Below are 23,284 nucleotides of genomic sequence, written 5' to 3'. Positions count from 1 at the left end.
TTCAGGGGAGAGGGGAGGTGTGCAAGTTGACAAAAGTACTCATTCACATAAGCAGGTTGTTTTTAGGCGTCGTTTTTTTAGTCGCAGGAATTAACGGCTACTTTGTCATCTTCGACATGGAGCCGTTCATCGCAACGAGCCCTGAAGCAATGGCGTTATTCGAGTTTAAATATCTTCTTATTGTAGAAAAATCATTAGAAGTAATTTGCGGGATCTTGTTGCTACTCAACCGATTTATTCCAATGGCCATTGCAATTTTAGCTCCAATCATCTTCAATATTTTATTACTCCATCTGTTCCTCGACCATTCATTACTCCTTCTCGCCGTCCTGCTTGTTATTGCCCTTGGCTATTTGTTGTTCTCATACAGAAAGAACTTTCTCGGAGTATTGGAGAGGAAATCAGATCCATCATAAATATCTTCAGAAGTGCGAGTATGGCAAAAATTCTTGTCACGAAAAACAGAAAGCAGTATGATAATTGACGTAGCATCGATAAGGCTACATATCGGGAGGTGATGTGAAGATGGCAAATCAAATGGCATTGCCAGCTTCTAACAAAACTCATGCAAAGCCGAATGAGGAAAAGGCGATACTTTGCATGGGGCGAATGGACGTTTAATCGCCTATAGGAAGGTTTCCATTTCTGAATTGAAAGCTTTGCGCTTTGTTTATTATGTAATGAAAAACAAAGGAGCTAACAGAAATGAATGATGAACAATTTCTAAGAAACGATCAATATAATTTCATTAAAAGACAAGTACAACAACTCGTGAATGGCCACGCAACGGTGAATGACAAACACGTCATTGGCGCCCTTGAATCACTTTCTATTGAAAAAGTGACTGATTTGTTTACGGACGTGACAGACGAGCAAAGAGAAATTCTCAACAAAATTGTAGAGATTACAGATAAAGAAGAGGCCGAACAATTCTTATTGGACTTGGAATCCTACGTCATTCCGTTCACCAAACCTTCGGAGCAAAGGCTGAAAAAGCTGTTCCCGAAAGTGAAAAAAATGAAGCTGCCCACGGAAGGTTTCGACTTTAATAGAATGTCCTTTTTAAGTTTCGATGATATTGGAACGAAGAAAAGGTATATGATAGCACCTACCCAAAAGGGCATGGCTGGACTCGCAGGTACTTACGATGAAATGAACGTCAAGCAAATATGTGCAATTTGTAACCGCTTGACGCACGTCTGCATGTTCATGACAAAAACAAAAGGTGAAATTCCAGGTACGTACACGAAAAAAGGGAATTACATTTGCCAAGATGCCACCGACTGCAACCATCATGTATGGTCGTTGGATAAACTATATGAGTTTGTTGATAACATTAAATAAGGTAATGAAGAAGCCAACCGGCCCTCGGTTGGTTTCTTTTTGCATATAGATAAAGCAAATGTAAGCTTAGGGTAAATTAAGAGGAACTTATGAAGGAAATGGAGAAGTTGAAAGTGATACATATTTTTTTAAAAAGTCACCAACTAGCCTCTTGAAGTGTGTTAGTAGTGAAAGGGGGAGAGGATGTTGCAACAAGTAGTTTGGTCGGCTGAACTTGATGTAGAGCGAATTGTTGATACATATGGCAATATGCTATTTAGGATATGTCTTGTTATGTTATCCAATGAAAAAGATGCGGAGGATGTCGTACAAGATACTTTTATTACGTATCTAACGAAATCTCCGACTTTTAACGATTCTGAACATGAGAAAGCATGGTTGATAACGATTGCTACGAATCGCTGCAAAAATATGAGAAGGTACAATTTTATTCGTAAACATATGGATATCAGTGATTTGCAACTATATTCCAAGGATAATGAGAACTATGGTTTGCTTGATCATCTTATGAGATTGCCAACTAAACATAAAGTTGTATTGTTACTCCATTATGTAGAGGGCTATAAAGTCGATGAAATAGCAAAAATCCTTGCCATTACTACGTCAGCTGTAAAAAAGCGATTACAACGAGGAAGAGAGCTTCTTCGAGAAAGATATCGAAAGGAGAATGAATATGGACTTTGAGAAGATCAAAGATGCTGTTACTTCTATTGAAATGTCAGAGGCTATGGAACATCGTGTGAAAGAGAATATAGGAAAGAGAAAATCGGGACAAGTACTTTTTAAAAGGTTGCTTCCGGTAGCAAGTGCATTGGCAATTCTATTGTCCATTATGATTGGCATTCCATATTTCAATAAAAATGGAGAGCTCCAAGTTGTAAATTTTACAATCACGGCTTATGCATTGAGTGATGATGAGAATCAGCTGAATACAAATCTTTCAACAGAAAAAGCTACTTTTGAATTATCAACAATACAAAGAATGGGTGTAATAGGTGGTGTAGGAGGTGATGGACCTAATTTTATTTTTACAGATGTTATGCTAAATATAACCGGAGAGGATATCGACTCAATCACTTATACCCTAAGCGAAGGCAAGTTTGTAGAGGATGTTACATTACCATTAATCAAAGACTATGACTGGTTAGTATCGGAAAAGATAAATTTTATTACTACTGAGCCTGGGTCGAATATATCCCAAGGTATAAAGGAAATCGGGAATACGTACACAGTTAACTATAATGAGCAGGAAAAACATAAATATACACTTGCAATTCCTCATGATGGTAATTTTGTATTAGTTGAAGACATAGTAATCGAAGTAAATGTAAAATATATAGATGGAAGCTCTGAACAACAAGATATCGTTGTAACGCAAGAAGCAGATTCTATTTCGTTGAAGCTTAATTAAACAATTGTATCGGCACCTGTGTGGCGCACTATTCAGAATATACAAGACAATTGTATAAGATTAATAAAGGAGCCAACCAAAATCAACATATGGCTGGCTTCTTTATGTATTAATATAACTATTAGTGAATAGTAATTCTTGAATATTGCACAGGCATCCAATCAATTCTGACGATACACTACAATTGCATAAAATAAATGAGGAAGCCATACATTTCAATATCCGTTTGGCTTCTATCTGTATTTATATAACTCCTAGTGAATTGTCATAAATGTGTGCTGCACAGGCACCATATTTCCCCGTATAATTAAAAGAATAAATGGATGATGAAGGTAGGCGTTTCCGATTCAACAGATACAATTATTGCAAAAGGTCATCGACACGATTGAAGACCGTATAAAGGAAGAAATCAAACCTGAAGAATTGGCGAAAGTGATCGGGTACTCTCCTTACCATTTTTATCGGATCTTTCATCAGCATATCGGCTATACGGTTATGGATTATGTCGTAAAAAGGAAGCTGCAGTACGCTTTATATGAGTTGGTGAACGGAAAAAAAGTGATTGAGATTGCTCTCGACTATGGGTTTGAAACCCATTCAGGATTTACGAAAGCGTTCAAACGGGTTTTTGGAAGTCCTCCGAGTCTTTACAGGCTGCATTGTCCGACTTCATTGCCACCTAAGCTCGATTTACTGAATTTGCGTGAAAAGGAAGTTGGCGGTATCGTCATGCAACCGAAAATTGTGCGGAAGGACGGCTTTGTGATTGCCGGAAAAACCTATGAAAGTACGGTAGACAACGTATTTTACACGAGGGATGCCCCTGCTTTCTGGAATCAGCGCATCACGCCGGAAGAGGCGATCGAAACGATGTTGTATGAACAATTATCCCCGAAAAAGCATGGGGAGTATTGCGTGAACCTGAATGATCAAGAAATGAATCATACATTCACGTATTTATTTGCAGTCGATTGCGATGATGAAGATGCCCGACTTCCAGAAGGGCTGACGAAGCTGCATATAAAGCCGGCGACGTATGCCGTATTCAAGATTCCCTTGGTAGATGTGGAGCAGTTTGTCCAGGCGATTAAAGGAACGTGGAAATTCATAGTGGAGGATTGGCTGCCACAATCATCTTACGAAGTCGATGAGCAGGGGTATGATTTCGAGTATTACGATGAACTTTGCCATCACTGGCTGTACGAGAAAATTACGATGGAAATATATGTGCCAATTAAAGAAAAAGACAAAGTGTGAATGAATCACGCTTTGTCTTTTTTCAAGACGACTGTATATAAAAACAAAACGGGCATGACAAAGCAAGCGCTTGCGAAAATTGCAGTTTTCACCGCGAATCGTGAAGCGATCACCCCAATGATCGGCCCACCGCCAATTTGACCGATCGCATCGACTTGTCCTTTCACCGAAAAGAAGGTCGCCCGTGTCGAGGCATCAGGGATGATTTTATTCAGCCAAATGTCTTCCAACGGGTACATCACTTGCCTCGTCACTTCGATTAAAACGTAAAAGACTAACAAACTAACGACAAAGGCAGAGAATGCAAATCCGATGAGTGAAGCGACAATAAGTGAACTGCCGATGAAAAGGGCCACGTAAATATGTCGCAAATTCAAATGGATCGTACTCCGGTTCATAAAGTGAAGCGCCGAAAAGGAAAGGATAACGACAATGAATTGAAGCCCGCCCATGAACAGGACCAGTTTTTCATTTGATAATGAAGCCAAAGCGGATACGTCAATGAAATGCGTCATCCATAAACGGTCAAAGCCTTCGCTATACAAGCCGATAAACAATGCAATCAGAAGCAGCATTCTCATGAGGAAACTCGCTTTCGAATACACAACGATCTTTTTCATATTCCCCTTCATGCTGTTCCACGCCGAAATCCTCTCACCTGCCCGTAATGGTTTGAAATTCTTCTCTTCCATGAAAAACAGTAAGTAAATGGCCAGCCCAAGCATGCAGATGCCGCCGATAATGATCGGCAAGTGAATCATGAAATAACCTGTCAGGATACTTAAAGGAATAGCGATAATCTGACCAAGCTTCCCGAATTTCGCTCCTCTAATGAATGCGAGTGACGCCCGTTCCTCTCCGATTTCATCTGCAATCCACGCTTGTTGGGCGCCGCTTGTGAACGTATACCCGATACCCCAAGCGATTTGCGAGAAGATGACAGCGGCGAATAGAGGAAATATCCCTTCCATCATGAATCCGAATCCGATTAGGAAATAGCCGATGACGAGTGAGAGCTTTCGACTTTTCAGGTCGGCTAGTACACCCGTCGGAATTTCAAATAGGAAAACCGTCAGCTCCAAAATGGTTCCGACCAAAACAAGTTGGAGCGGGTCAAGTTTCACAACTTGTACGTGGTATAACAAATTCACCGTAAAGATGAAAGTGAAAAACAGTTGTGATAAAAAGCATGTGAACAAGTAAACTGCATATGGATCTTTTCTGTTGAATGAACTCATAATCTTCCCCCTCCACCTGATTATAGGAAAAGGGCTTCGGATAAACTTGTCCAAATTTGCGGTTTTCACTTGGAAATGAACATTCATTTTCATTCCACTCAAATTCCGTTATAATAGGGCAGTTGAAGAAACAGGCAAGCCGTTTGACGGCGGCCGTGTAATAGATGAAGGAACTATCGAAAGGAGAATCATATCTTGACCGTAATAGGAGAGAAAATGGTAGCGAAGATTGACCATTTGGATGGTAAAGGTAATGGACAAGCGGCCATTTGGCGTGAGAATGAATTGGGCAACCTGAGAAAGTTGAAGCTTTACATTCCGCAATCGTTGCCGGGTGAGACCGTACAGGTGACTGTGGAAGATCCGTCCATGAGGTGGAGTAAGGTCATGCCGGAAGAGATTCTGGTCGCGAACCCGGACCGTACTGAGGCGCCTTGCCCGCATTTCGAACTTTGTGGCGGTTGTGTTTGGCAGCATTGGAATTACGAAGGCCAACTGAAGTATAAGACAGAATACGTGAAAAAGGCCTTACGCAGTGTGGAAATGGATCCGGAACTCGTTTTGGACACGATTGGCATGGACGAAGACCCTTGGCATTACCGCAATAAAATGGAATTCACCTTTTCGCCTGAAGGGGAACTTGGGCTGCATGAGCAAGGGAATTTCCGCAATATCATTCCGCTTGAAACATGCTTGATTGCCGGCCGCAATATGGTCGACGCGACAGTGGAAGTGGGCGAATGGGTGAAGGCGTTCGGCCTTACAGGCTACAATAAAGACACTCATGAAGGGCTTCTCCGTCATTTGATGGTCCGCGAATCGTTTGAAACGGGAGAACTTATGCTGGCGTTGTTTGCGACAAAAGCGCCTACTGGTGAATTGGCGTCCGCAACTGAAGATTTGATTGAACGGATTACGAAGAAGTATCCGAATGTGAAAAGCTTGATGTGGCTTGTGAACACGGATTTGGCTGATCGTACGCAATCCGAAGAGACATTCGTGTTGGCGGGCCGCGACTTCATTTATGATGAATTAGGCGGCTATCGCTACCGACTTTGGTTCGATACGTTCTTCCAGACGAACCCAGTCCAGGCGCAGAAGCTTGTTGACCTTGCGCTAGAGATGGGCAATCCGCAAGCAGACGAAAAAATGATTGACCTATTTTGTGGCGTCGGCACGTTTTCACTGCCGTTTGCTGCGCGTGTGAAGGAACTCGCAGGTATTGAAATTGTGGAGACGTCAATTGAATCTGCAAAACGGAATGCGGTCGATAATGATTTGCATAACACGACGTTCCTCGCGCGTGATGCGCGTAAAGGAATCGATGAAATTCACGAAAGTTGGGGCTTGGCGGACATGTTATTGATCGACCCGCCACGTAGCGGAGCTGGCGGCAAAGTGATGCGCCGGATTGGACGTGCCCAACCGGAACGGATTGTCTATGTATCGTGCAACCCGGATACATTTGCGACGGATGTAGCGGAATTGCTGCCGTTCGGCTATACACTCCAACAAGTGCAGCCGGTCGACCTCTTCCCGCATACGGTGCATGTGGAAGTTGTAGCGTTGTTGCAACGGACAAGTAATTAACCTGTTGTGGAAAAGCGACAGTGTAATAAATTTTAATTTAATAGATTTATGATATTCAGACGTTTAATTAAATTGAACGTCTCAGACTGTAGACAAATACCATGGCATTTGGTGTTTGCCTACAGTTTTTTCTATACATTCAAAAAAGCGAAACCAAAAAAACAAAAACTTTCAAAGAAGAAACGTTTCCAGCGTTAAAAATACTTGTAAATGAAGAAATCGTCCGTTGATGGTCTTTTTTATCTCGTATCCGGACTAATATGCGTCGTATAGAGAAGTAAGCGTCACGTGGTAAAAGTACAAGAATCATAATACTGTTTGCATATAGTATAAATATATGATAGAAAAGGGTGTATAGTGTGGAAAAAAAACATAAAAAGTTTATAAAGTTCAAGTTTAAATCAAATCCAAGTTGTCGTTGTCATTGTTGCCACTTTTGTTGTAGTTGTCCTTGCACTGAGCCGCCGTTTTTACCTGTACCACCAATTTGTAACTATCTCGTATATGTCACGGACGCTGGTACGCTAGAAAGTCCTGATAATAGAGTATCGGTGATTGATACAGCTACAAACACTATAGTCGCAACGATTCAAGTAGGGACTGGTCCATTAGAAGTAGCGATTTCACCGAATGGAACACTTGGGTATGCTCCAGGTTTCTTATCGAATGATGTAACGGTTTTTAATACGGCAACAAACACTCCGATCACTACCATTCCAGTGGGAGTCAATCCTCTCGGTTTAGCGGTTTCACCAAATGGAACACTTGTTTATGTAGCAAATCATGGAGATAACACTGTATCTGTCATCAATACTGCTACAAATACCGTAACTGCTACTATTTCAGTAGGACTCCAACCTCAAGGCATAGCCTTTACTCCGAATGGTGCGTTTGCCTATGTTGCAAATGAAAACTCAGGTACTGTATCTGTTATTAATACCGCAACTAATACGGTGATCGCTACAATCCCTGTGGGAGTTCGCCCGAGATCAATCGTCTTCACACCAAGCGGACAATTTGCGTACGTTACAAATGAAAGTAGTAACACAGTATCTGTAATAAATGTAGCTACAAATATGGTAGTTACTACAATCCTTGTGGGAACAGGACCTGTTGGAACAGCAGTTACACCTGATGGAACATCTGTTTACATTGTAAATAAAGGTAGTGATACTGTATCTGTCATCAATACAGCTACAAATACGGTGATCGCTACAATCCCCGTGGGAGCATCCCCTGATCAAGTAACCATCTTGCCGGATGGAACACTTGCTTATGTCACAAATCAAGCTGACAATACCGTGTCTGTCATCAATATAGCAACAAATATGGTAATTGCTACAATCCCGGGATTTAACGGTCCTACTGGTATAAAAACCGGGACAATTTGTCAATAGAAGATAAACTATTTATATAAACGAGTTGAATTCATAATCCAGAGTCTTTGGGACCCAAGGGTTTCCTAGTTATCCTATTTGCAAAAGCGAGTTGATAAACCTTCTGAATAACAAGAATTAGTATGGTGAGCAAACATCTGTTGGAAGGACAACCACCTAACCCTGGGGGGAAATCAATCCAAGTCAAATTTAATAAATACGTTATACAATAAAGCTTCTTAACCCAACTAACGGAGCAGTTTAGTTGAATAAGAAAATATTTTTGTATTGCTGAAAAAATCGACTAATCGACATCAAGAAAGAGGTAATGCTTAAGTTGAAATTTAATTTGAATTGAATTTGTAAAAGGACATTGATATAATCACTCTAAACATTATAGATCTCTAAAATGTTTAGAGTGATTATATAGGGGTGTTCATTTAATATGAATATAAATAAAATGAAATCCATTTTCGCAAAACTGGATGAAATTAATTATGCTTTACTTCATCATTACGAAGAAATCATCGGTCATAATTTAACACCGAAGCAAGCATTGGTACTAGAACATGTACATAGCATTCAACATTATTAGTTAGTGAATTGGCGAGTAAAATGAACGTCACACCAGGAGCTATAAGTCAACTTTTAGCTAAGTTAGAACAACAACAATACATTGTCCGTTCGATCAATCCAAAATCTCGTCGTGAAATTTTTGTAACACTAGGAAAAAAAGGTACTGATTTATATCAAGCGTACGAGAAAGTCGATCAAAAAATAGTGGACAAATATTATTCCAAACTTTCCCCTGGAGTCATTGATCAGTTTGAATACGCCGTAAATAAGCTACATGCAATTGTCAGGTCAGAGAAAGGAAGTGACTATGATGGATTGGAGTAGTTGGCTTTTTGTCACTATCATCTCCTTGCCAGGCGTATACTTTATGTTCCATGCCGAAAAGATTCATGTAAAAGATAATACCACTGATGGTCAAAGATTGATCGCACATTTATTAACTGTCATATTATTTTCGGGTCTGGGTGCATTTGCTGCAAATCAAGTGGGCTTTTACTTCTATTCTAATGAAGCAATACTTACTGGATTTATCGTAGGAGTTATTTGTTCTACAATTCATTTCATGATGTACTATGGTTACTTAAAACCAAAAATTTCGCCTAATGACTATGCTGAAATTGAAGCACATTACCGTCAAACAGGAATTCTAAGCCGAGTATTTTATGGCGGTGTTTTAGAAGAAGTTATCTTTCGTTGGAGCTTACTATCGCTATTCGTTTGGATATTTCAATTAGTTGGCTTGGACAATCAGTTTTCTTTAAATACAAGTGTATTCGTCACTAGTTTGTTGTTTGCTATTGTACATATACCTTCAATAAAGCTCGTCGCAACAAAACCCAAAAAAGAAATGTACGTCTATACAATTGTAGGAAATATATGGGTAGGTTTGTGTGCTTCCTTTGCTTTTATCGAATCAGGCTTGTTTGCTGCGATTGTTGTACATATGCTTTTTCATTTAACTTGGTATCCGATTCAGGCCATTCTTTATTATCGATACAAAAGACGCTAGGAAACACAAAAAAATGTATGGAATTTCTTATTTTTGTACGAGAAAGTTTCAGTGAAATATAGAAATGTATGATAGTACATTTACTTACTAATCCGAGTATGAAAAAGTGGTTTAGTTGAGAATGTGAAACATTGTACTTAAACTAAACCAGCTAATAGTTTGTCAACCTTTTTTAATGAAACATGAAATACTTCTTGTAATAATTAAAAAAGGGTATACCAAATAATCTTCCTCTTAGCGTATTGGAGGGTTTTGTTTTATTTGGTTATCGTTTCTTATGCGTTATCTACAAAAGCAGAATTGGTTCTTAACAGGGCATAAATCCAATGTAAAAGTTTATTTGCACAGGCAATGACAGCTACTTTATATGGTTTTCCTTCTTCACGTTTCTTATCGTAGAATGCTCGCATTTTCTTGTTGCGTGGGATAACTTCTTCAGTAGTTTTCATTTTGCGGCTGTCCCGGATTGCACATTTGACAGCCATGAATAGGGCATGTCTTAGTCTACTTGACCCTCTTTTGGTGATCCTGTTTACGGTTCCTTTGAATCTGCCGGATTCAAAGATACTTGGATCTATTCCAGCGAATGCAACCAGTTTCTTTGGATGATTAAACCGATCAATCTCGCCGATTTCGGAAATAATCGTTGCCGCGATCTTCTCTCCGATACCCGGAATTGATTGGATAATCTTTTATTCTTCAATTTCTTTTGCCGAAGCATCTATCTCTTTTTCCAAGTTGGATAGGTGCTTTTGGTCTTTCAACAACACTTTTATATACATTTCCAATATGGCTATGATAAAGGTTGTTTTGAAACGGATTACGTTTAACTGCATCAATTAACTTCTGTGATCTCGCTTCCGCCCAGCTATATGAACGGCTCTTACAAAGTTCATAAATCTTATTAGATATTTCTTGTTCTTCAGCTGTTACATCGTTAGATGTGGGGAATTCCACTAAGGTCAATAAGGAGACAGCCGAATATAAATCCCCAATGTCCTACCCCGGCTACAGTAATCATAAAACCATATAAAAAATGGTCAACCAGAAATATCTGGCTGACCTTATAATACGAACGGGTGCTTTAGTTAAACATGACCATCTTTCGAAAACGCAGTAGATGAGTTTAAGTACATAAAAAAAGCCGAACTCCACAATTTAATTGGAGATCGGCTTTTTTCAATATATTAATTTCTAATTATAACTGATTAATGGACTTCTTGCTGCTAATTCAAATCTTTTAAATACCACGCATCCATAGCGGAATGGTCAGACCCTGATAGTGCTTCATGTAAATGTATAAATCCGAATTTTTCATATAATATACATGCGGTTTTTAATTCGTGCATCGTTTCTAAGTAGCACTTTTCATAATGTTTAGAGGCAAATGACAAAGCCGTTTCCATTAGCTTCTTTCCAAATCCTAAACCTTGTGTTTTTGTACTTAAATATAGCTTTTGTAATTCGCAAACTTTATCATGTTCGTTAAACGGTGCTATACCAATTCCACCAACAACTTCTCCTTCCATTTCTACTACCCAATAGTTCGCATATTTAAAATTATTATAATACTGGTAAAGATCGTTAAGTTGAGGGTCAAAATAAGCTGATCCAGGAATCGCTAATCCAAGTGATTTTAGTGAGTCTTGTATTATTTTCTTTACTTTTACATTGTCTTCTTTTCTAATTTCTCTAATAATCATATATTATCTCCTTCATTTCGCTCTTAATAAAGGTTGCGAAAGTTTTTTTAGAATGGAATTCCAAAAATGTGGACAAAGTCAACATATTAGGGTTATAATTATATTAAAATATAATGTGGACAAAGTCAACTAAAGGAGAATGTATGGATAAAGAGATTATTTATGATATCAGACAATTCAATAGATTTTATACAAGGTTACTAAGTGTGTTTAATAACCAAATTTTGGATATAGATTATTCATTAATCGAAGCACGAATACTATTTGAAATTAGCGAGAGAACTGAGTGTATTGCGAATAATCTCGTTCAAGAACTTAATATTGATAGAAGTTATATGAGCAGAATTTTACGCAAATTAGAGAGAGAAGAATTAATAGAGAAAAAAAGCACAATAATGGACAGTAGAAAAAACTTTCTCTATTTGACAAAAAAAGGAGAGGAACTGCTGGATAAGATTAATATTCAGTCTGATGAACAAATAAAGCAATTGTTCAATGGACTAACTGATAGTGAGATTAATGAAATTCGTATTTCGATGATGATAATAAAAGAAAAATTAGAAAAAAATAAGGTACGAGGGGAAGCAAATGAACATAACAACGGAAAGATTAATAATACGTAAATTTACATATGACGATTGGCAATGTGTACATGAGTATACATCAGATATTAATGTTATGAAATATATGCCAGAAGGTGTTTTTTCTGATGAAGATTCAAAGGAATTTGTAATTAACAACAGTAGTGAAAATGCTAAGAATTTCCCTGTGTTGTTAAAGAAAGACCTAACATTGATTGGTCACATTGTGTTCCATAAGTATTTTGGTGAACATACGTATGAGATAGGATGGGTGTTAAATCCAAAATATCATAATAAAGGGTATGCATCTGAAGCAGCACATTCTATATTGAAATATGGTTTTGAGACAATGAAATTACATAGGATTATAGCGACTTGTCAGCCTGAAAATATTCCATCATATAGAGTTATGGAGAAAATTGGTATGAGAAGAGAAGGTTTTTTCAAAAAGTGTATACGGCAAGGAAACGAATGGTGGGATGAGTATTATTATGCACTCTTAGATGAGGAGTGGAAATCTTAGCTTATTCAACTATTGGGTGCTTTAGTAAAGGGTGCCTGTAAGGTAGCTTTTCTTATTGAACTCCCGTAAAAATTAATAAATGCTCAAAATCGATAAAATTGCATAACAAAAGAGACTCAGAAAAAGCATTTTTAAAAAGGCTGAGCCTTCAGATTGTGTATATTAAGTTGATAGTTATATCAGGAACCAACTCCATTCATTTTAGAATATAGGCAAGGCTGGTGCAATAACCAGAGTAGGATTAATCTCCCATGAGTGCTACTCGTACAGAGTGCGACATTCTGTGATGCACCGTGGTCGTTGGAGTCAGACTAACGGATGGGCTCTATGGCACCATAGTTGATCGACCTTCTTCGCCAGCCATACAAAACTATACCCGTTCTAAAACAATTTTCATCCTCTGTGGTGCAGCGTTTTTTGCTGCGTGGATGGCTAACGGGAGTTTAGCTGAATATCAATTGGATACTTTAAGTCGTTTATTCTTCTATCTTTTTAAGGAGGGTTATTGTGAAGAATAAGATTGAGATAAGTTTTTTGTTTTTAATTGTATTATTCATTGCAGGTTGTTCTGAATACCGTGGGGACTTTTCTTTCACAGGATCAGTGGAGGAGATACTTGTTGAAGAAGAAATGTTAGTTATTAAAGAATATGGTGGGGTTGATGAAGGTAGAAAAGACGGAAATATATACGAAATTCCTGTTGAAGGTATTGGGGAATATAGCATTGGACAGAAGCTTGAAATAACTGTTTTTTCTAATGCTGATGATGATGTTTGGGATTTAGACAATATGAAATTCGTAATGAAAACAGTTAATGATTGAAGGTTCTTATTTAACTAACGGGTGCGTTGATCCAAGAAGGATTACGCACCTTTGTGTTAAATTTAATGAACTAACAAAGCAGGTTAGTTCAATGAGCAAGACGGCTTTATTAAAAGGAGGCATTTGGATGGTGCTTGAATCACATGATGACTTTGTGAAATATTTTCCTTGCGACCTAATGGGAGATATAAAATATACTTTCGATATAGGTATTGATTGTAAATAGTTTTGTGAGGAAGTTCTTTGTAAGGTATTAAAAGATTCCAATACTTATCCATTGAATTTTGTAACATTGGAAGATAAGAATCACTTTGAATTTTTAAGGAAAGAGATTGAAAAACTAAACTTTAGTTTCGAAATAATGAATAATCATCCAGATGAATTCTACATTTTAATCAAAATAGCAAACGAAGAGGAATTTTTGAAAATTGCTCCTTTGATTAGCTATTTAGCTTTAGTACAATCATTAAGTTTATTATCAACTTCAAAAAGTATTTTTCATATTGAAGAAGATGTCCCTAAGTTTTGGACGAATTCTAAAAACAAAGTTGTCGGTACGATGCTAGAGGAATCAACCTTCTTTTCTTTTGAAAATGCAGGATCAGTTGTATCAGTTGGAACGAATTGTTCAGTGGTAGCAAATCATTTAAAGGAAATTGATACTGAATAGTTAATGCTCTAAGACGAAAAAGGAATTTTTGTTTGCGAGGATGAAGAAATATTCTACTTTGAAGCATTTCTTATTGAACTAACGGGTGCTGGTTTAGTTCAATAAGGATAGTAAGTTATTTCGCCCAAAACGCTCTATTCTAAGCGATTTCATTGTTAAAATATATGCTGGTTAACCTGTTATTTACGTTGTTAATTGTACTTTTCTCCCTATCAACCGAACCTGTTAGTAGTAGAGTCAATACTTTTCCAAAATGCATTTCGTACAATCGGCTCCGTATCACTATTCAATGCATACGTATATTTCGGTGTTGGTTCTGTAATTAGTGTTTTCTCCAACAAGCCATTTTCACAAAGCTCAGCGAGTCGTTTGGGTGTTTCCATTAAAATACGTTTTGTGCAGTATGAAGAAATTCCTTCACAGCAGGAGATGCATTTTCAATCGATTGACAAGCGAGGGCAACTTCACGACTGTTTTCGATATTTAGTTTACTGATTTTTACGTTTTGCTGTGTCTTTAAAAAAAGTTCTGGACCAATAGTAACTCCAAGCCCTTCTTGTACCATGTTGGCAATCGTTGTACAATCGTGCACCTCGAAACGGATAGAAGGTTTCACCTGTGCTTCCTCGAATAATGCTTCTACATGAGATTGATACATTCCGGTCGGCATAATAAAAGACTCCTCCAATAACTCATCCATATCCACTGTTTCCTTGGCAAGAAATCGATGTTCAGGATGATATGCCACCACCATATCGTCTTTTATCAAAGGAACCAAATCAAAACCCGGGTTTGATTTTCCCTTTACGACAAATCCAATGTCAATAATTCCGGAACTCAGCCATTCTGTGATTTCTTCATATGTTCCTTCGTAAAACTTAAATTCTATCTTAGGATGCTTCTTTTGAAATTTAGCAAGTAACTTAGGTAATAAGCAAGAAGAGGCACTAGCAAACGTACCAATACGAATGAGTCCAGTTTCCAAATTGGTTGCTAATGCAATTTCTTGATTAATACTATCCATTCTTTTCAATATCTCTCTCATATGGGGAAGAATTTTTTTGCCAACTTCTGTAAGTGTTATTCCTCTTTTACGATCTCGTATTAACAGGGGAACATCTAATTCAGATTCTAAACTTGCCACTGCATGACTTACGGCTGACTGTGTCATATTTAATTTTTCAGCGGTTTTTGTAAAGCTTCCTAGCTCAACTACTTTTGCTATGATTTCAAAACGTATAATGCTCATGAGTAATTACTCATCTCCTTTATTAAAAACATCAATTTTACTTATGCTAACACAGCAATTACAATAAATTCAATGTTCTAGTAAGGAGAGGGGAAACAACATGAAAAACAAGATAGACCAATTTATTATTATACTTTTAGCTCTGGGAGCTTTTGTAACAGGAACAGCTGAGTTTGTTGTTTCTGGAATTTTAGAACTGATCTCTTTTGAACTGGATGTTTCTATTTCAATAGCGGGTCAGTTGATTACGATTTATTCTCTTTCTTATGCCATTGGAGCGTTGGTTTTAGTTATACTTACATCTCAATTTGACCGTAAAAAAGTACTTTTATATGCTATCTTCACATTTATTCTAGGAAATTTAGTTGCATTTGTGAGCTATAATTTCGTTGTTCTAATGTTATCCAGAGTCATTATGGCTATGAGTGGAGGGCTGTATATTGTCGTTGCCACTAACTATGCTGCTCAAATTGCTGCGCCTGAAAAACGAGGCAGTGCAATGGCGACGGTTATTACTGGTTTTACCGTTTCATTAGTACTTGGAGTACCTATCGGGACATTTTTAGCTGGATATTTTGATTGGCATTACATTTTCCTTATCATTGCACTGGGTACAGTGTTTTTGTTAGTAGCACTTTATAAATTAGTACCGACTATAGGCGGCAATAAACCATTACCATTTAAGCAACAGTTACAAATCATGAAAGACAAACGAGTCCTTACAGGTTTAACGACAACAATTTTTTGGATTTTAGGCTATACGATGGTATTTGCCTATATTGCCCCATTGTTAAGTAAAACTGCTGGCTTTTCTATAGAGATGACGAGTGTTGCATTATTTGTTTTAGGCACATTTGCTTTTATTGGTTCACGCTTTGGGGGCTATGCAGTAGATAAATGGGGCCCAAACCTAACGATATCTATCAGTCTTTCTGTTCACATCGCTGCTTTAATTGTACTAACATTTACGCAGTACTCTACAGTAGGCGTATTTATTACATTAGCTGTATGGGGAATAGCAACATGGACGACCACACCAGCAAAGCAATTTTATTTAGTTTCATTGAAACCCCAGTCAGCTGAAACGGTGTTAAGTTTTAATACAGCATTAATGAATGTTGGGATGATGCTTGGATCTGCTTTAGGAGGAATTATTATTCAATATATGGACATTGTCCATTTAAGCTGGATTGCCGGAATATTTGTGGCAATTGCACTTATCTTTATCAGATACTCTCTCTATTTAACTGGTAAATTAAAATTCGAGCCTAGTTATTGACCATTCGGTACAAAAGGTATATTCTATTCATGCTACCTTTAAAATGAGAGGGGGATAAGATTGAATAAACGCGGCAGACCACGAGAGTTTGATTACTCCTCAATTGTAGATGTTGCAATGAAAACATTTTGGATAAGAGGGTATGAGGGGTGCTCTACGCAAGATTTATGCAGTGATACAGGACTTGGTAAAGGAAGTTTATACAATACTTTCGGCAGTAAACATGAACTGTATAAACAAGTACTGGAACGTTACCATGAAATTGGGATTAGGGAACAAAAAGAAATATTAGATGCCTCAATCCCAGTTAAAGAACGGTTACGTAATTTTTTTGAATGGGCATTGAAAGAGGACTTTGAGTTTGTTGACCAAAAAGGATGTTTATTGATCAATGCGAGTGTGGAACGAGCTAATAATGATTTAATGGTTCAAGAAATTTTCTCAAGACATGTTGAACTTCTGAACCAAGCTATTAAAAAAGTAATGGCGGAAGGATTGCAGACCGGAGAAATTTCTAAAAAACAAACAGCTGAGGAATTAGCTAGTCTATTTTTAAGCAGTTATTATGGGCTCCGTGTTCTTAATACTTCGATGCAAAATCGGATGTTTGCTGAACAGATTATGAACGGAACGTTAGAATCTATTTTTGGCGCTTAATGCGCTCTTTTTTTAGAATTATTTTTGTACCGTTCGTTACAATAATGAATTTAGGAGAGTTTATATGCCATCGATTATTTATTTACTAGCTTTAGCAATTTTTTGTATGACCACATCAGAGTTTATGATAGCGGGTATGATGAACGAACTGGCACTTGCATTTCAGGTTTCTGTTTCATCTGTTGGGTATTTAATTACAGCTTATGCAGGTGCAATGGTAATAGGGGGACCCATTTTAACTGCAATTCTACTACGAATACGCAGTAAACAAGCATTATTGTTTTTAATATTTATATTTTTAATTGGTCAGTCGCTTGGGGCCATTGCTTGGAACTATGATATTATGATGATTTCTCGTATTATAACTGGAATTGCTTCATCATCAGCTTTTGGAGTTGCAATTTCCTATTCTGCAACATTGGTTCACCCGAATTCAAGGGGGAAAGCTGCATCAATTGTACTTGCAGGTTTAATGATCTCAACTGTAATAGGTTTACCTATCACTACTGTTATTTCACAACATTTTGGCTGGCGGACAAGCTTTTGGGCTGTTTCTGTTCTTGTTCTTGTATCAGGGATTATGATTCAATGGTTGCTACCATCATCAGAAATTAAAGAGCAACTAAACTGGAAAGACGAACTTATAAATTTTAAGAATAGGCATCTTTGGGCAGCTTACATCACAAGTATGTTTATTATTGGCGGTACGTTTGCAGCATTTAGTTATTTCACTCCTATTTTTACAAATGTCACGGGCTTTTCAAGCGCAAGCATTCCATATTTACTTGTTCTCTATGGCAGCGCAACGGTAGTTGGGAATATAGTGATCGGCAAATATGCAGATGAATTTACAATGAAAATACTTATGGGTGGATTGATTATATTAATAGTAGCGATGTCTTTATTTGCTTTTGGCGCGGAAAATAAGTATATGGCGGTTATTTCTACTATTTTTATTGGGTTAACTGGGGTGGCATTGAATCCAGCTATGATTGCAAGGGTAATGAAAACAGTTAAAAATGGAGCGATGATAAATACTGTTCATAGTTCTTTTATTACACTTGGTGTTGTTATTGGTTCGTCACTAGGTGGTTTAGGAATTAGTAAAGGATATGGCTTTGTCTCTCCCCTATGGATTGGAGTGTGTTTAGCTATCCTAGGGTTAATTTCTCTAATCCCTTATTTACGTAAGAAAAGACTAGTGTAGATTGGATATAAAGTTGTATCATCCAGACCCTCTCATTCAAATAACGTTTATTGCTTATCAGGTAATATTATAATAAAATTAAAAACAATAATTCCCCGTCCGGTGTTGGATCCTACAGATCTTGGGGAGTAATAGAACTTCATGAAGGCATTGTTAAAGTAGTTTCCTTTCAGGAACTGCTTTAATAATGCCTTTTTCTTTAATTATCAAAAGTAGATCATTTGAAAAGGGTCATATGGAAGAGCCAGAGGGAGCGATGGAGATGGAGTTTGATACGAATATAGTTGTCATTCAAGTAATCGGTGTAGGTGGCGGAGGGAACAATACTGTAAACCGTATGATCGAGCATGGGGTTCAGGGTGTAGAGTTTATTGCTGTTAATACAGATGTGCAAGCTATCAAATTATCAAAAGCAGAGACAAAGATTCAAATCGGTGCAACATTGACAAAAGGTTTAGGAGCGGGAGCTAATCCGGAAATAGGTAAGAAGGCAGTTGAAGAAAGTAAGGAGACGCTCAAAAGGAAAATGAAAGATGCAGACATGGTCATCGTCACAGCCGGAATGGGGGGCGGTACAGGAACAGGGGCCGCCCCTGCGATTGCCGAAATTGCCCGTGAGCTAGGCATACTTACGATTGGTGTTGTAACATATCCTTTTACGTTTGAGGGGCGTAATCGTGCAGCGCAAGCGGAAGTTGGAATCACCACGATGAAGAAAGTAGTAGACACTTTAATTGTTATTCCAAACGATCGTTTATTGGATATGATAAATAAAAATACACCTATAGTTGAAGCGTTCCGTGAAGCGGATCATGTGCTACGTCAAACGATCCAAGGAATTTCGGATGTAATTACCGTACCGGGCTTAATTAACGTTGACTTTGCTGATGTCAAAACAATCATGTCCGATAAAGGTTCGGCCTTAATCGGCATTGGCAGGGCAACAGGTGAAAACCGTGCTGCTGAAGCTGCAAAAAAGGCTATTTCTAGTCCGTTATTCGGAGCTGGTACCTCCATAAATGAGGCTCAAGGTGTGCTAATGAAACTTACGGGCGGGAGAAATGTAAGCCTAAATGAAGTACAGGAGGCTGCGAATATTATTGCTTCTGTCGGAGACAACGAGTCCAATATGATTATCGGTTCTGTCATTAATGAAAACTTACAAGACGAAATTATTATAACCGTCATTGCTACCGGCTTTAATGATTGGAGGGCGCCAATCATTTAAAGACGACCTTCATGGGAAAAGATCACAACCAACCGGTCGGTAGGAGTTAATATAAATTTAATATATTGTTCATTAACGTTTTATTTATAGTTTATATGGATTTTATACTCATTGTTTACGATAGGGTTAGACAAAAGTTAAAGGAGATGTAAAATCTATGTTTACTAAGAAAAGTTTATCGTTGTTCATTTTGAGTGGTGGCCTTGTTCTTGCGGGTTGCAGTGCAAATGGAAGTGTTAGCGAAGACGAAGAGCAAGGAACTACAACTCAGGAAGAAACGAGTCAAGTTGAAAATGCATCAAAAACTGAAGAGGTAGCCCAAGGTGAAGAGCTGTCGAAGGGTGAAGAACTATCCAACATCCTTACTTCTACGAATTGGCAAGGTACTGAAGTATATGATGAAGAAGGAAATGATCTAACAGAAGAAAATAGTAATTTCATTGGGTTAGCAAAATACGATCAAGTAACGAATCGCTATGAATTTTTCGATAAAGCAACGGGTGAAACACGCGGTGATGAAGGAATATTCTTCATCACGAATGATGGGGAAAAGCGGATTTTAATTTCTCAAAGTATGGGCTATCAAGCAGTCGTGGATATTACGGAGATCACTAATGAAATCTTTACCTACAAACGAATGGGTGTAGACAAAGATGGCAACGAAGTTGAAGTGTATGTTGAACACGTACCATATACTGAGGCTGAGCTCGAGTTTACAAATGCTGGTCCACAGTTAACTAGTGAAACGGGCGAAATTGTTAAAGATATTCCAGGAGTTCGTATTTTAGCGGATACTTTGTGGAATGGTACTATAGTGTTGGATAAAGACGGCAATGACGTGACAGAGTACAATAGTAATTTCATTAGTATTGCTAAATTTGATGCGGAGACAAGCAAATATGAATTCTTCGATGTAACTAGTGGGAAAAGCCGCGGAGATTTTGGATATTTTGACGTTATCAATGATAATAAAATACGTACACATGTATCGATCGGTGAAAACAAATATGGTGCTGCCCTTGAAATCACTGAGTTAAACGATGAGCGCTTTACTTATAAACGAATGGGTAAAGCTGCTGATGGGAATGACATCGAAATCTATGTGGAACATGAGCCTTATGAAGGTGAATTTAATCCTTCCTTTGGATTTTAACTTGATTCAGCAGAAGTCCCCCACTTCCATAAGTGGCGGGATGAATGCCAGAAAGTATTTCAATCAGCAGGGAGTCTAAACTCCCTGCTGATTGCAAGTTAAGCCTCTGGCGGATGTCACAGATTTTGAAAGGAGTGAATTGCGCAAGCGCAATTCAAAATCTGGACGCAATTACGCCAAGGCGTAATTGATAAACATAAGCTGTCCAAATAATATAGCTAAGGAGGTGGGGAGGTAGTATGAATATGCGTTCACGGTTTTTAATCACATTTCTCGGGAGTCTATTTGTTATTATTTGCTCGATGGTAGCTATATTTTGGCTTCTGTTGTTTGCAATAAATGGACAGGCCTCTTCACCTGTACAGCTGTATAAATCCGTTACGCAGCAAAAGCAAATTACATATGATGAGCAAGAAGCATTGGTTACATTCCGTAAAATCGCTAAGGAAAATCCGGATGATTTGATGAAGCCCAACATTCGACAAAGTATTGATACGTATGAAATGAAAGGTTTGAATATTGTTATCCGGAAACAAGATGAAATCCTATATCATTCTCCTGACCTTATTGTAAAATCGTTAATCGCTCATGCACCTAAATTTGATACTGAAAATATTTATACGCAAGGCACCATTGATAACAAAGGTAGCCTTTATCGCTATCTTAAGTTTGATTTTCATTTCTCCGATAACGATAAAGGTAGTGTGATGATTTTAAAGCAAGTAAATAGCTTTGCTGAATTTTTACAAAGGTGGGGGTTCATTATTATCACCTTAATTTTAGCCATTGCTGTTTTTCTTGTTATTTTGTTTAACCGTTCGCTAAATAAAGCGATTATTGTCCCTTTACGTGAATTAAGTAAAAAAGTGCAGCAACTAAAAGAAGGTAAGTTGGAAGGGAAAATTGAAATTTCAACAAGCAAAGGGGAAGTGAGTGAGCTTGCTCAAGAATTTGAGAAGTTGCGTGAGGCGTTAAACAGAGTCAGTAAAGAAAATAGAAAGTATGAGGAAAATAGAAAGGAATTACTTTCTAATATCTCACATGACTTGAAAACACCGATCACTTCGATTATCGGCTATGTAGAGGGATTAAAAGATGGTGTAGCTGATACAAAAGCAAAACAAGATAAATACTTGAACATTGTTTATAATAAGGCGAAAAGCATGAACTTTTTAATTGATGACCTCTTTGTGTTTTCTAAACTAGATCTTCAAAAATTACCGTTTCATTTTGAGTATATTGATCTGAAAAAGTTCCTCGTCCATTTCGTTGAAGAGTATCAATTAGACCTTGAGCAAAAAGACATTCACCTTACTTTACAAGATGTCCATTTGAACAAAGCCATTGTACGAATCGATGTACAACAAATTCGTCGAGTGCTAGATAATATGATCCAAAATAGCGTCAAGCATATGAATAAGGAAGAAAAGCGGATAACGATTATTGCAAGACAAGAAGTCGAGACAGTAAGCATTACCGTACAAGATAATGGTGCCGGAATGGCTGTGGAAAATTTAGAAATGATTTTTGATCGGTTCTACCGTATTGAAAGCTCAAGAAATAGTGATAAAGGCGGCAGTGGTTTGGGCCTCGCTATTGCTAGGCAAATTATTTTAGAGCACGGTGGAACGATAAAAGCGGATAGCAAATTAGGTGAAGGTACAAGCATCACATTTACGCTGCCTTTAAAGGAGAATGGAGACAATGAAGGAAATTCTATTAGTGGAGGATGATCAGGACATAGCAGAATTGCAAAGGGATTATCTTGAGCTAAATGAAATGAATGTCCATATCGTTTCCGATGGAGTAGTCGGTTTAGAAGAAGGGCTCACCGGAAAGTATGACTTAATCATACTGGATATTATGATTCCCAACATGACGGGATTTGAAATTTGTAAAAGATTACGTAGGAAAGTGAATACACCTATTTTGATGGTGTCTGCTAAAAAGGAAGATATCGATAAAATCCGTGCGCTTGGAATTGGTGCGGATGATTATATTACGAAACCCTTTAGCCCGAATGAGTTGGTCGCTCGTGTAAAATCACACTTAAATCGTTTTGAACGCTTAACAAAGGGACCTCAGACAACATCGGATGAAATCTTGGAAGTGAACGATATTCGTTTGAATACCAAATCACATAAAGTATTTTCCTTTGACCAAGAAATTAATTTGACGACAAAGGAATTTGAGCTATTGAAATTTCTCATGAAGCACCCAAATCAAGTGTTTAGCAAAGAAGATTTATTTGAACGCGTTTGGGGATTAGATTCGCTCGGTGATACTTCAACTGTTGTTGTTCATATTAAACGCTTGCGAGAAAAGATAGAATTCGATCCGAAAAACCCAGTGTTTTTAGAAACGATCTGGGGTTCGGGGTATCGATTTAATAATAATTGAAATTTGTCGGG

22 protein-coding genes and 2 pseudogenes are annotated in these 23,284 nt (G+C 37.8%); 20 read left to right on the top strand and 4 right to left on the bottom strand.

Going from position 1 to position 23,284, the window contains the following annotated elements; genetic code table 11:
* The first annotated feature begins 26 nt into the window (after nt 1–26).
* The 5 genes from AWV70_RS02950 (at nt 27) to AWV70_RS02930 (ending at nt 4,012) form a co-directional block, all read left to right on the top strand.
* Entirely contained in the window at nt 27–416 is a 390-nt protein-coding gene (locus AWV70_RS02950; RefSeq protein WP_060204196.1) for a DoxX family membrane protein, read from the top strand.
* Between the two features lie 289 nt (nt 417–705).
* A complete protein-coding gene (locus AWV70_RS02945; RefSeq protein WP_060204194.1) occupies nt 706–1,344 on the top strand; it encodes a FusB/FusC family EF-G-binding protein in 639 nt (212 codons plus the stop codon).
* Nucleotides 1,345–1,527: 183 nt separating this feature from the next.
* Nucleotides 1,528–2,028, top strand: coding sequence for an RNA polymerase sigma factor (locus AWV70_RS02940; RefSeq protein ID WP_060204192.1), 501 nt, complete (start codon nt 1,528–1,530; stop codon nt 2,026–2,028).
* Nucleotides 2,018–2,755: a hypothetical protein gene (locus AWV70_RS02935; protein ID WP_060204190.1), complete on the top strand. Its 738-nt coding sequence runs from the start codon at nt 2,018–2,020 to the stop codon at nt 2,753–2,755. Before AWV70_RS02940 ends, AWV70_RS02935 begins: the two co-directional genes overlap by 11 nt.
* A gap of 363 nt (nt 2,756–3,118) precedes the next feature.
* Nucleotides 3,119–4,012: an AraC family transcriptional regulator gene (locus AWV70_RS02930; RefSeq protein WP_235588532.1), complete on the top strand. Its 894-nt coding sequence runs from the start codon at nt 3,119–3,121 to the stop codon at nt 4,010–4,012.
* Nucleotides 4,013–4,017: 5 nt separating this feature from the next.
* Here the strand turns inward: AWV70_RS02930 and AWV70_RS02925 are convergent, their stop codons facing one another.
* Nucleotides 4,018–5,250 (bottom strand): MFS transporter, encoded by a 1,233-nt coding sequence (locus AWV70_RS02925; RefSeq protein ID WP_060204187.1) that lies wholly within the window; start codon nt 5,248–5,250, stop codon nt 4,018–4,020.
* A gap of 216 nt (nt 5,251–5,466) precedes the next feature.
* Between AWV70_RS02925 and rlmD the strand changes: the two genes are divergently transcribed.
* From rlmD to AWV70_RS02905, 4 genes and pseudogenes are all read left to right on the top strand, one after another.
* Nucleotides 5,467–6,840: a 23S rRNA (uracil(1939)-C(5))-methyltransferase RlmD gene (gene rlmD / locus AWV70_RS02920; protein ID WP_060204234.1), complete on the top strand. Its 1,374-nt coding sequence runs from the start codon at nt 5,467–5,469 to the stop codon at nt 6,838–6,840.
* 440 nt (nt 6,841–7,280) lie between these two features.
* Nucleotides 7,281–8,237: pseudogene (locus AWV70_RS02915) on the top strand (beta-propeller fold lactonase family protein); the annotation flags it as partial.
* Between the two features lie 594 nt (nt 8,238–8,831).
* Nucleotides 8,832–9,116 carry a MarR family winged helix-turn-helix transcriptional regulator gene (locus AWV70_RS24315; RefSeq protein ID WP_235588531.1) on the top strand — a complete coding sequence of 95 codons (285 nt, stop codon included), beginning with the start codon at nt 8,832–8,834 and terminating at the stop codon, nt 9,114–9,116.
* Complete coding sequence (locus tag AWV70_RS02905; RefSeq protein ID WP_235588530.1) at nt 9,100–9,801, top strand: CPBP family intramembrane glutamic endopeptidase; 702 nt, start codon at nt 9,100–9,102, stop codon at nt 9,799–9,801. Before AWV70_RS24315 ends, AWV70_RS02905 begins: the two co-directional genes overlap by 17 nt.
* 275 nt (nt 9,802–10,076) lie before the next feature.
* On the opposite strand, the pseudogene AWV70_RS02900 reads toward AWV70_RS02905, so the two are convergent.
* Nucleotides 10,077–10,794 (bottom strand): annotated as a pseudogene (locus tag AWV70_RS02900) (IS110 family transposase); the annotation flags it as partial.
* A gap of 233 nt (nt 10,795–11,027) precedes the next feature.
* Entirely contained in the window at nt 11,028–11,504 is a 477-nt protein-coding gene (locus AWV70_RS02895) for a GNAT family N-acetyltransferase (RefSeq protein WP_060204183.1), read from the bottom strand.
* 143 nt (nt 11,505–11,647) lie between these two features.
* Between AWV70_RS02895 and AWV70_RS02890 the strand changes: the two genes are divergently transcribed.
* From AWV70_RS02890 to AWV70_RS02875, 4 genes are all read left to right on the top strand, one after another.
* Complete coding sequence (locus tag AWV70_RS02890; RefSeq protein WP_060204181.1) at nt 11,648–12,127, top strand: MarR family winged helix-turn-helix transcriptional regulator; 480 nt, start codon at nt 11,648–11,650, stop codon at nt 12,125–12,127.
* The gene (locus tag AWV70_RS02885) at nt 12,093–12,608 is read left to right on the top strand and encodes a GNAT family N-acetyltransferase (RefSeq protein ID WP_060204179.1); all 516 of its coding nucleotides are present in this window, start codon (nt 12,093–12,095) and stop codon (nt 12,606–12,608) included. The genes AWV70_RS02890 and AWV70_RS02885 overlap by 35 nt, the downstream gene beginning before the upstream one ends.
* A gap of 507 nt (nt 12,609–13,115) precedes the next feature.
* On the top strand, nt 13,116–13,430 hold the full coding sequence (locus tag AWV70_RS02880; RefSeq protein WP_060204177.1) for a hypothetical protein: 315 nt from the start codon (nt 13,116–13,118) through the stop codon (nt 13,428–13,430).
* 292 nt (nt 13,431–13,722) lie between these two features.
* Nucleotides 13,723–14,100 (top strand): hypothetical protein, encoded by a 378-nt coding sequence (locus AWV70_RS02875; RefSeq protein WP_153009882.1) that lies wholly within the window; start codon nt 13,723–13,725, stop codon nt 14,098–14,100.
* 382 nt (nt 14,101–14,482) lie between these two features.
* Here the strand turns inward: AWV70_RS02875 and AWV70_RS02870 are convergent, their stop codons facing one another.
* Complete coding sequence (locus tag AWV70_RS02870) at nt 14,483–15,349, bottom strand: LysR family transcriptional regulator (RefSeq protein ID WP_060204173.1); 867 nt, start codon at nt 15,347–15,349, stop codon at nt 14,483–14,485.
* Nucleotides 15,350–15,449: 100 nt separating this feature from the next.
* On the opposite strand from AWV70_RS02870, the gene AWV70_RS02865 reads away from it, so the two are divergent.
* From AWV70_RS02865 to AWV70_RS02835, 7 genes are all read left to right on the top strand, one after another.
* Entirely contained in the window at nt 15,450–16,628 is a 1,179-nt protein-coding gene (locus AWV70_RS02865) for an MFS transporter (RefSeq protein ID WP_060204171.1), read from the top strand.
* 60 nt (nt 16,629–16,688) lie between these two features.
* Nucleotides 16,689–17,285, top strand: coding sequence for a TetR/AcrR family transcriptional regulator (locus tag AWV70_RS02860; RefSeq protein WP_060204169.1), 597 nt, complete (start codon nt 16,689–16,691; stop codon nt 17,283–17,285).
* A gap of 64 nt (nt 17,286–17,349) precedes the next feature.
* A complete protein-coding gene (locus AWV70_RS02855) occupies nt 17,350–18,492 on the top strand; it encodes an MFS transporter (RefSeq protein WP_060204167.1) in 1,143 nt (380 codons plus the stop codon).
* Between the two features lie 262 nt (nt 18,493–18,754).
* The gene (gene ftsZ, locus AWV70_RS02850) at nt 18,755–19,720 is read left to right on the top strand and encodes a cell division protein FtsZ (protein ID WP_060204230.1); all 966 of its coding nucleotides are present in this window, start codon (nt 18,755–18,757) and stop codon (nt 19,718–19,720) included.
* 157 nt (nt 19,721–19,877) lie between these two features.
* On the top strand, nt 19,878–20,873 hold the full coding sequence (locus AWV70_RS02845; RefSeq protein ID WP_060204164.1) for a DUF4822 domain-containing protein: 996 nt from the start codon (nt 19,878–19,880) through the stop codon (nt 20,871–20,873).
* A gap of 239 nt (nt 20,874–21,112) precedes the next feature.
* On the top strand, nt 21,113–22,606 hold the full coding sequence (locus tag AWV70_RS02840) for a sensor histidine kinase (RefSeq protein ID WP_060204162.1): 1,494 nt from the start codon (nt 21,113–21,115) through the stop codon (nt 22,604–22,606).
* Entirely contained in the window at nt 22,578–23,273 is a 696-nt protein-coding gene (locus AWV70_RS02835) for a response regulator transcription factor (RefSeq protein WP_060204160.1), read from the top strand. The genes AWV70_RS02840 and AWV70_RS02835 overlap by 29 nt, the downstream gene beginning before the upstream one ends.
* Nucleotides 23,274–23,284: the final 11 nt, after the last annotated feature.

It is taken from the genome of Sporosarcina koreensis (genome assembly GCF_001531445.1).
Classification (GTDB): Bacteria; Bacillota; Bacilli; order Bacillales_A; family Planococcaceae; genus Sporosarcina; species Sporosarcina koreensis_C.
This window is presented reverse-complemented; position numbering and strand designations above follow the sequence as displayed.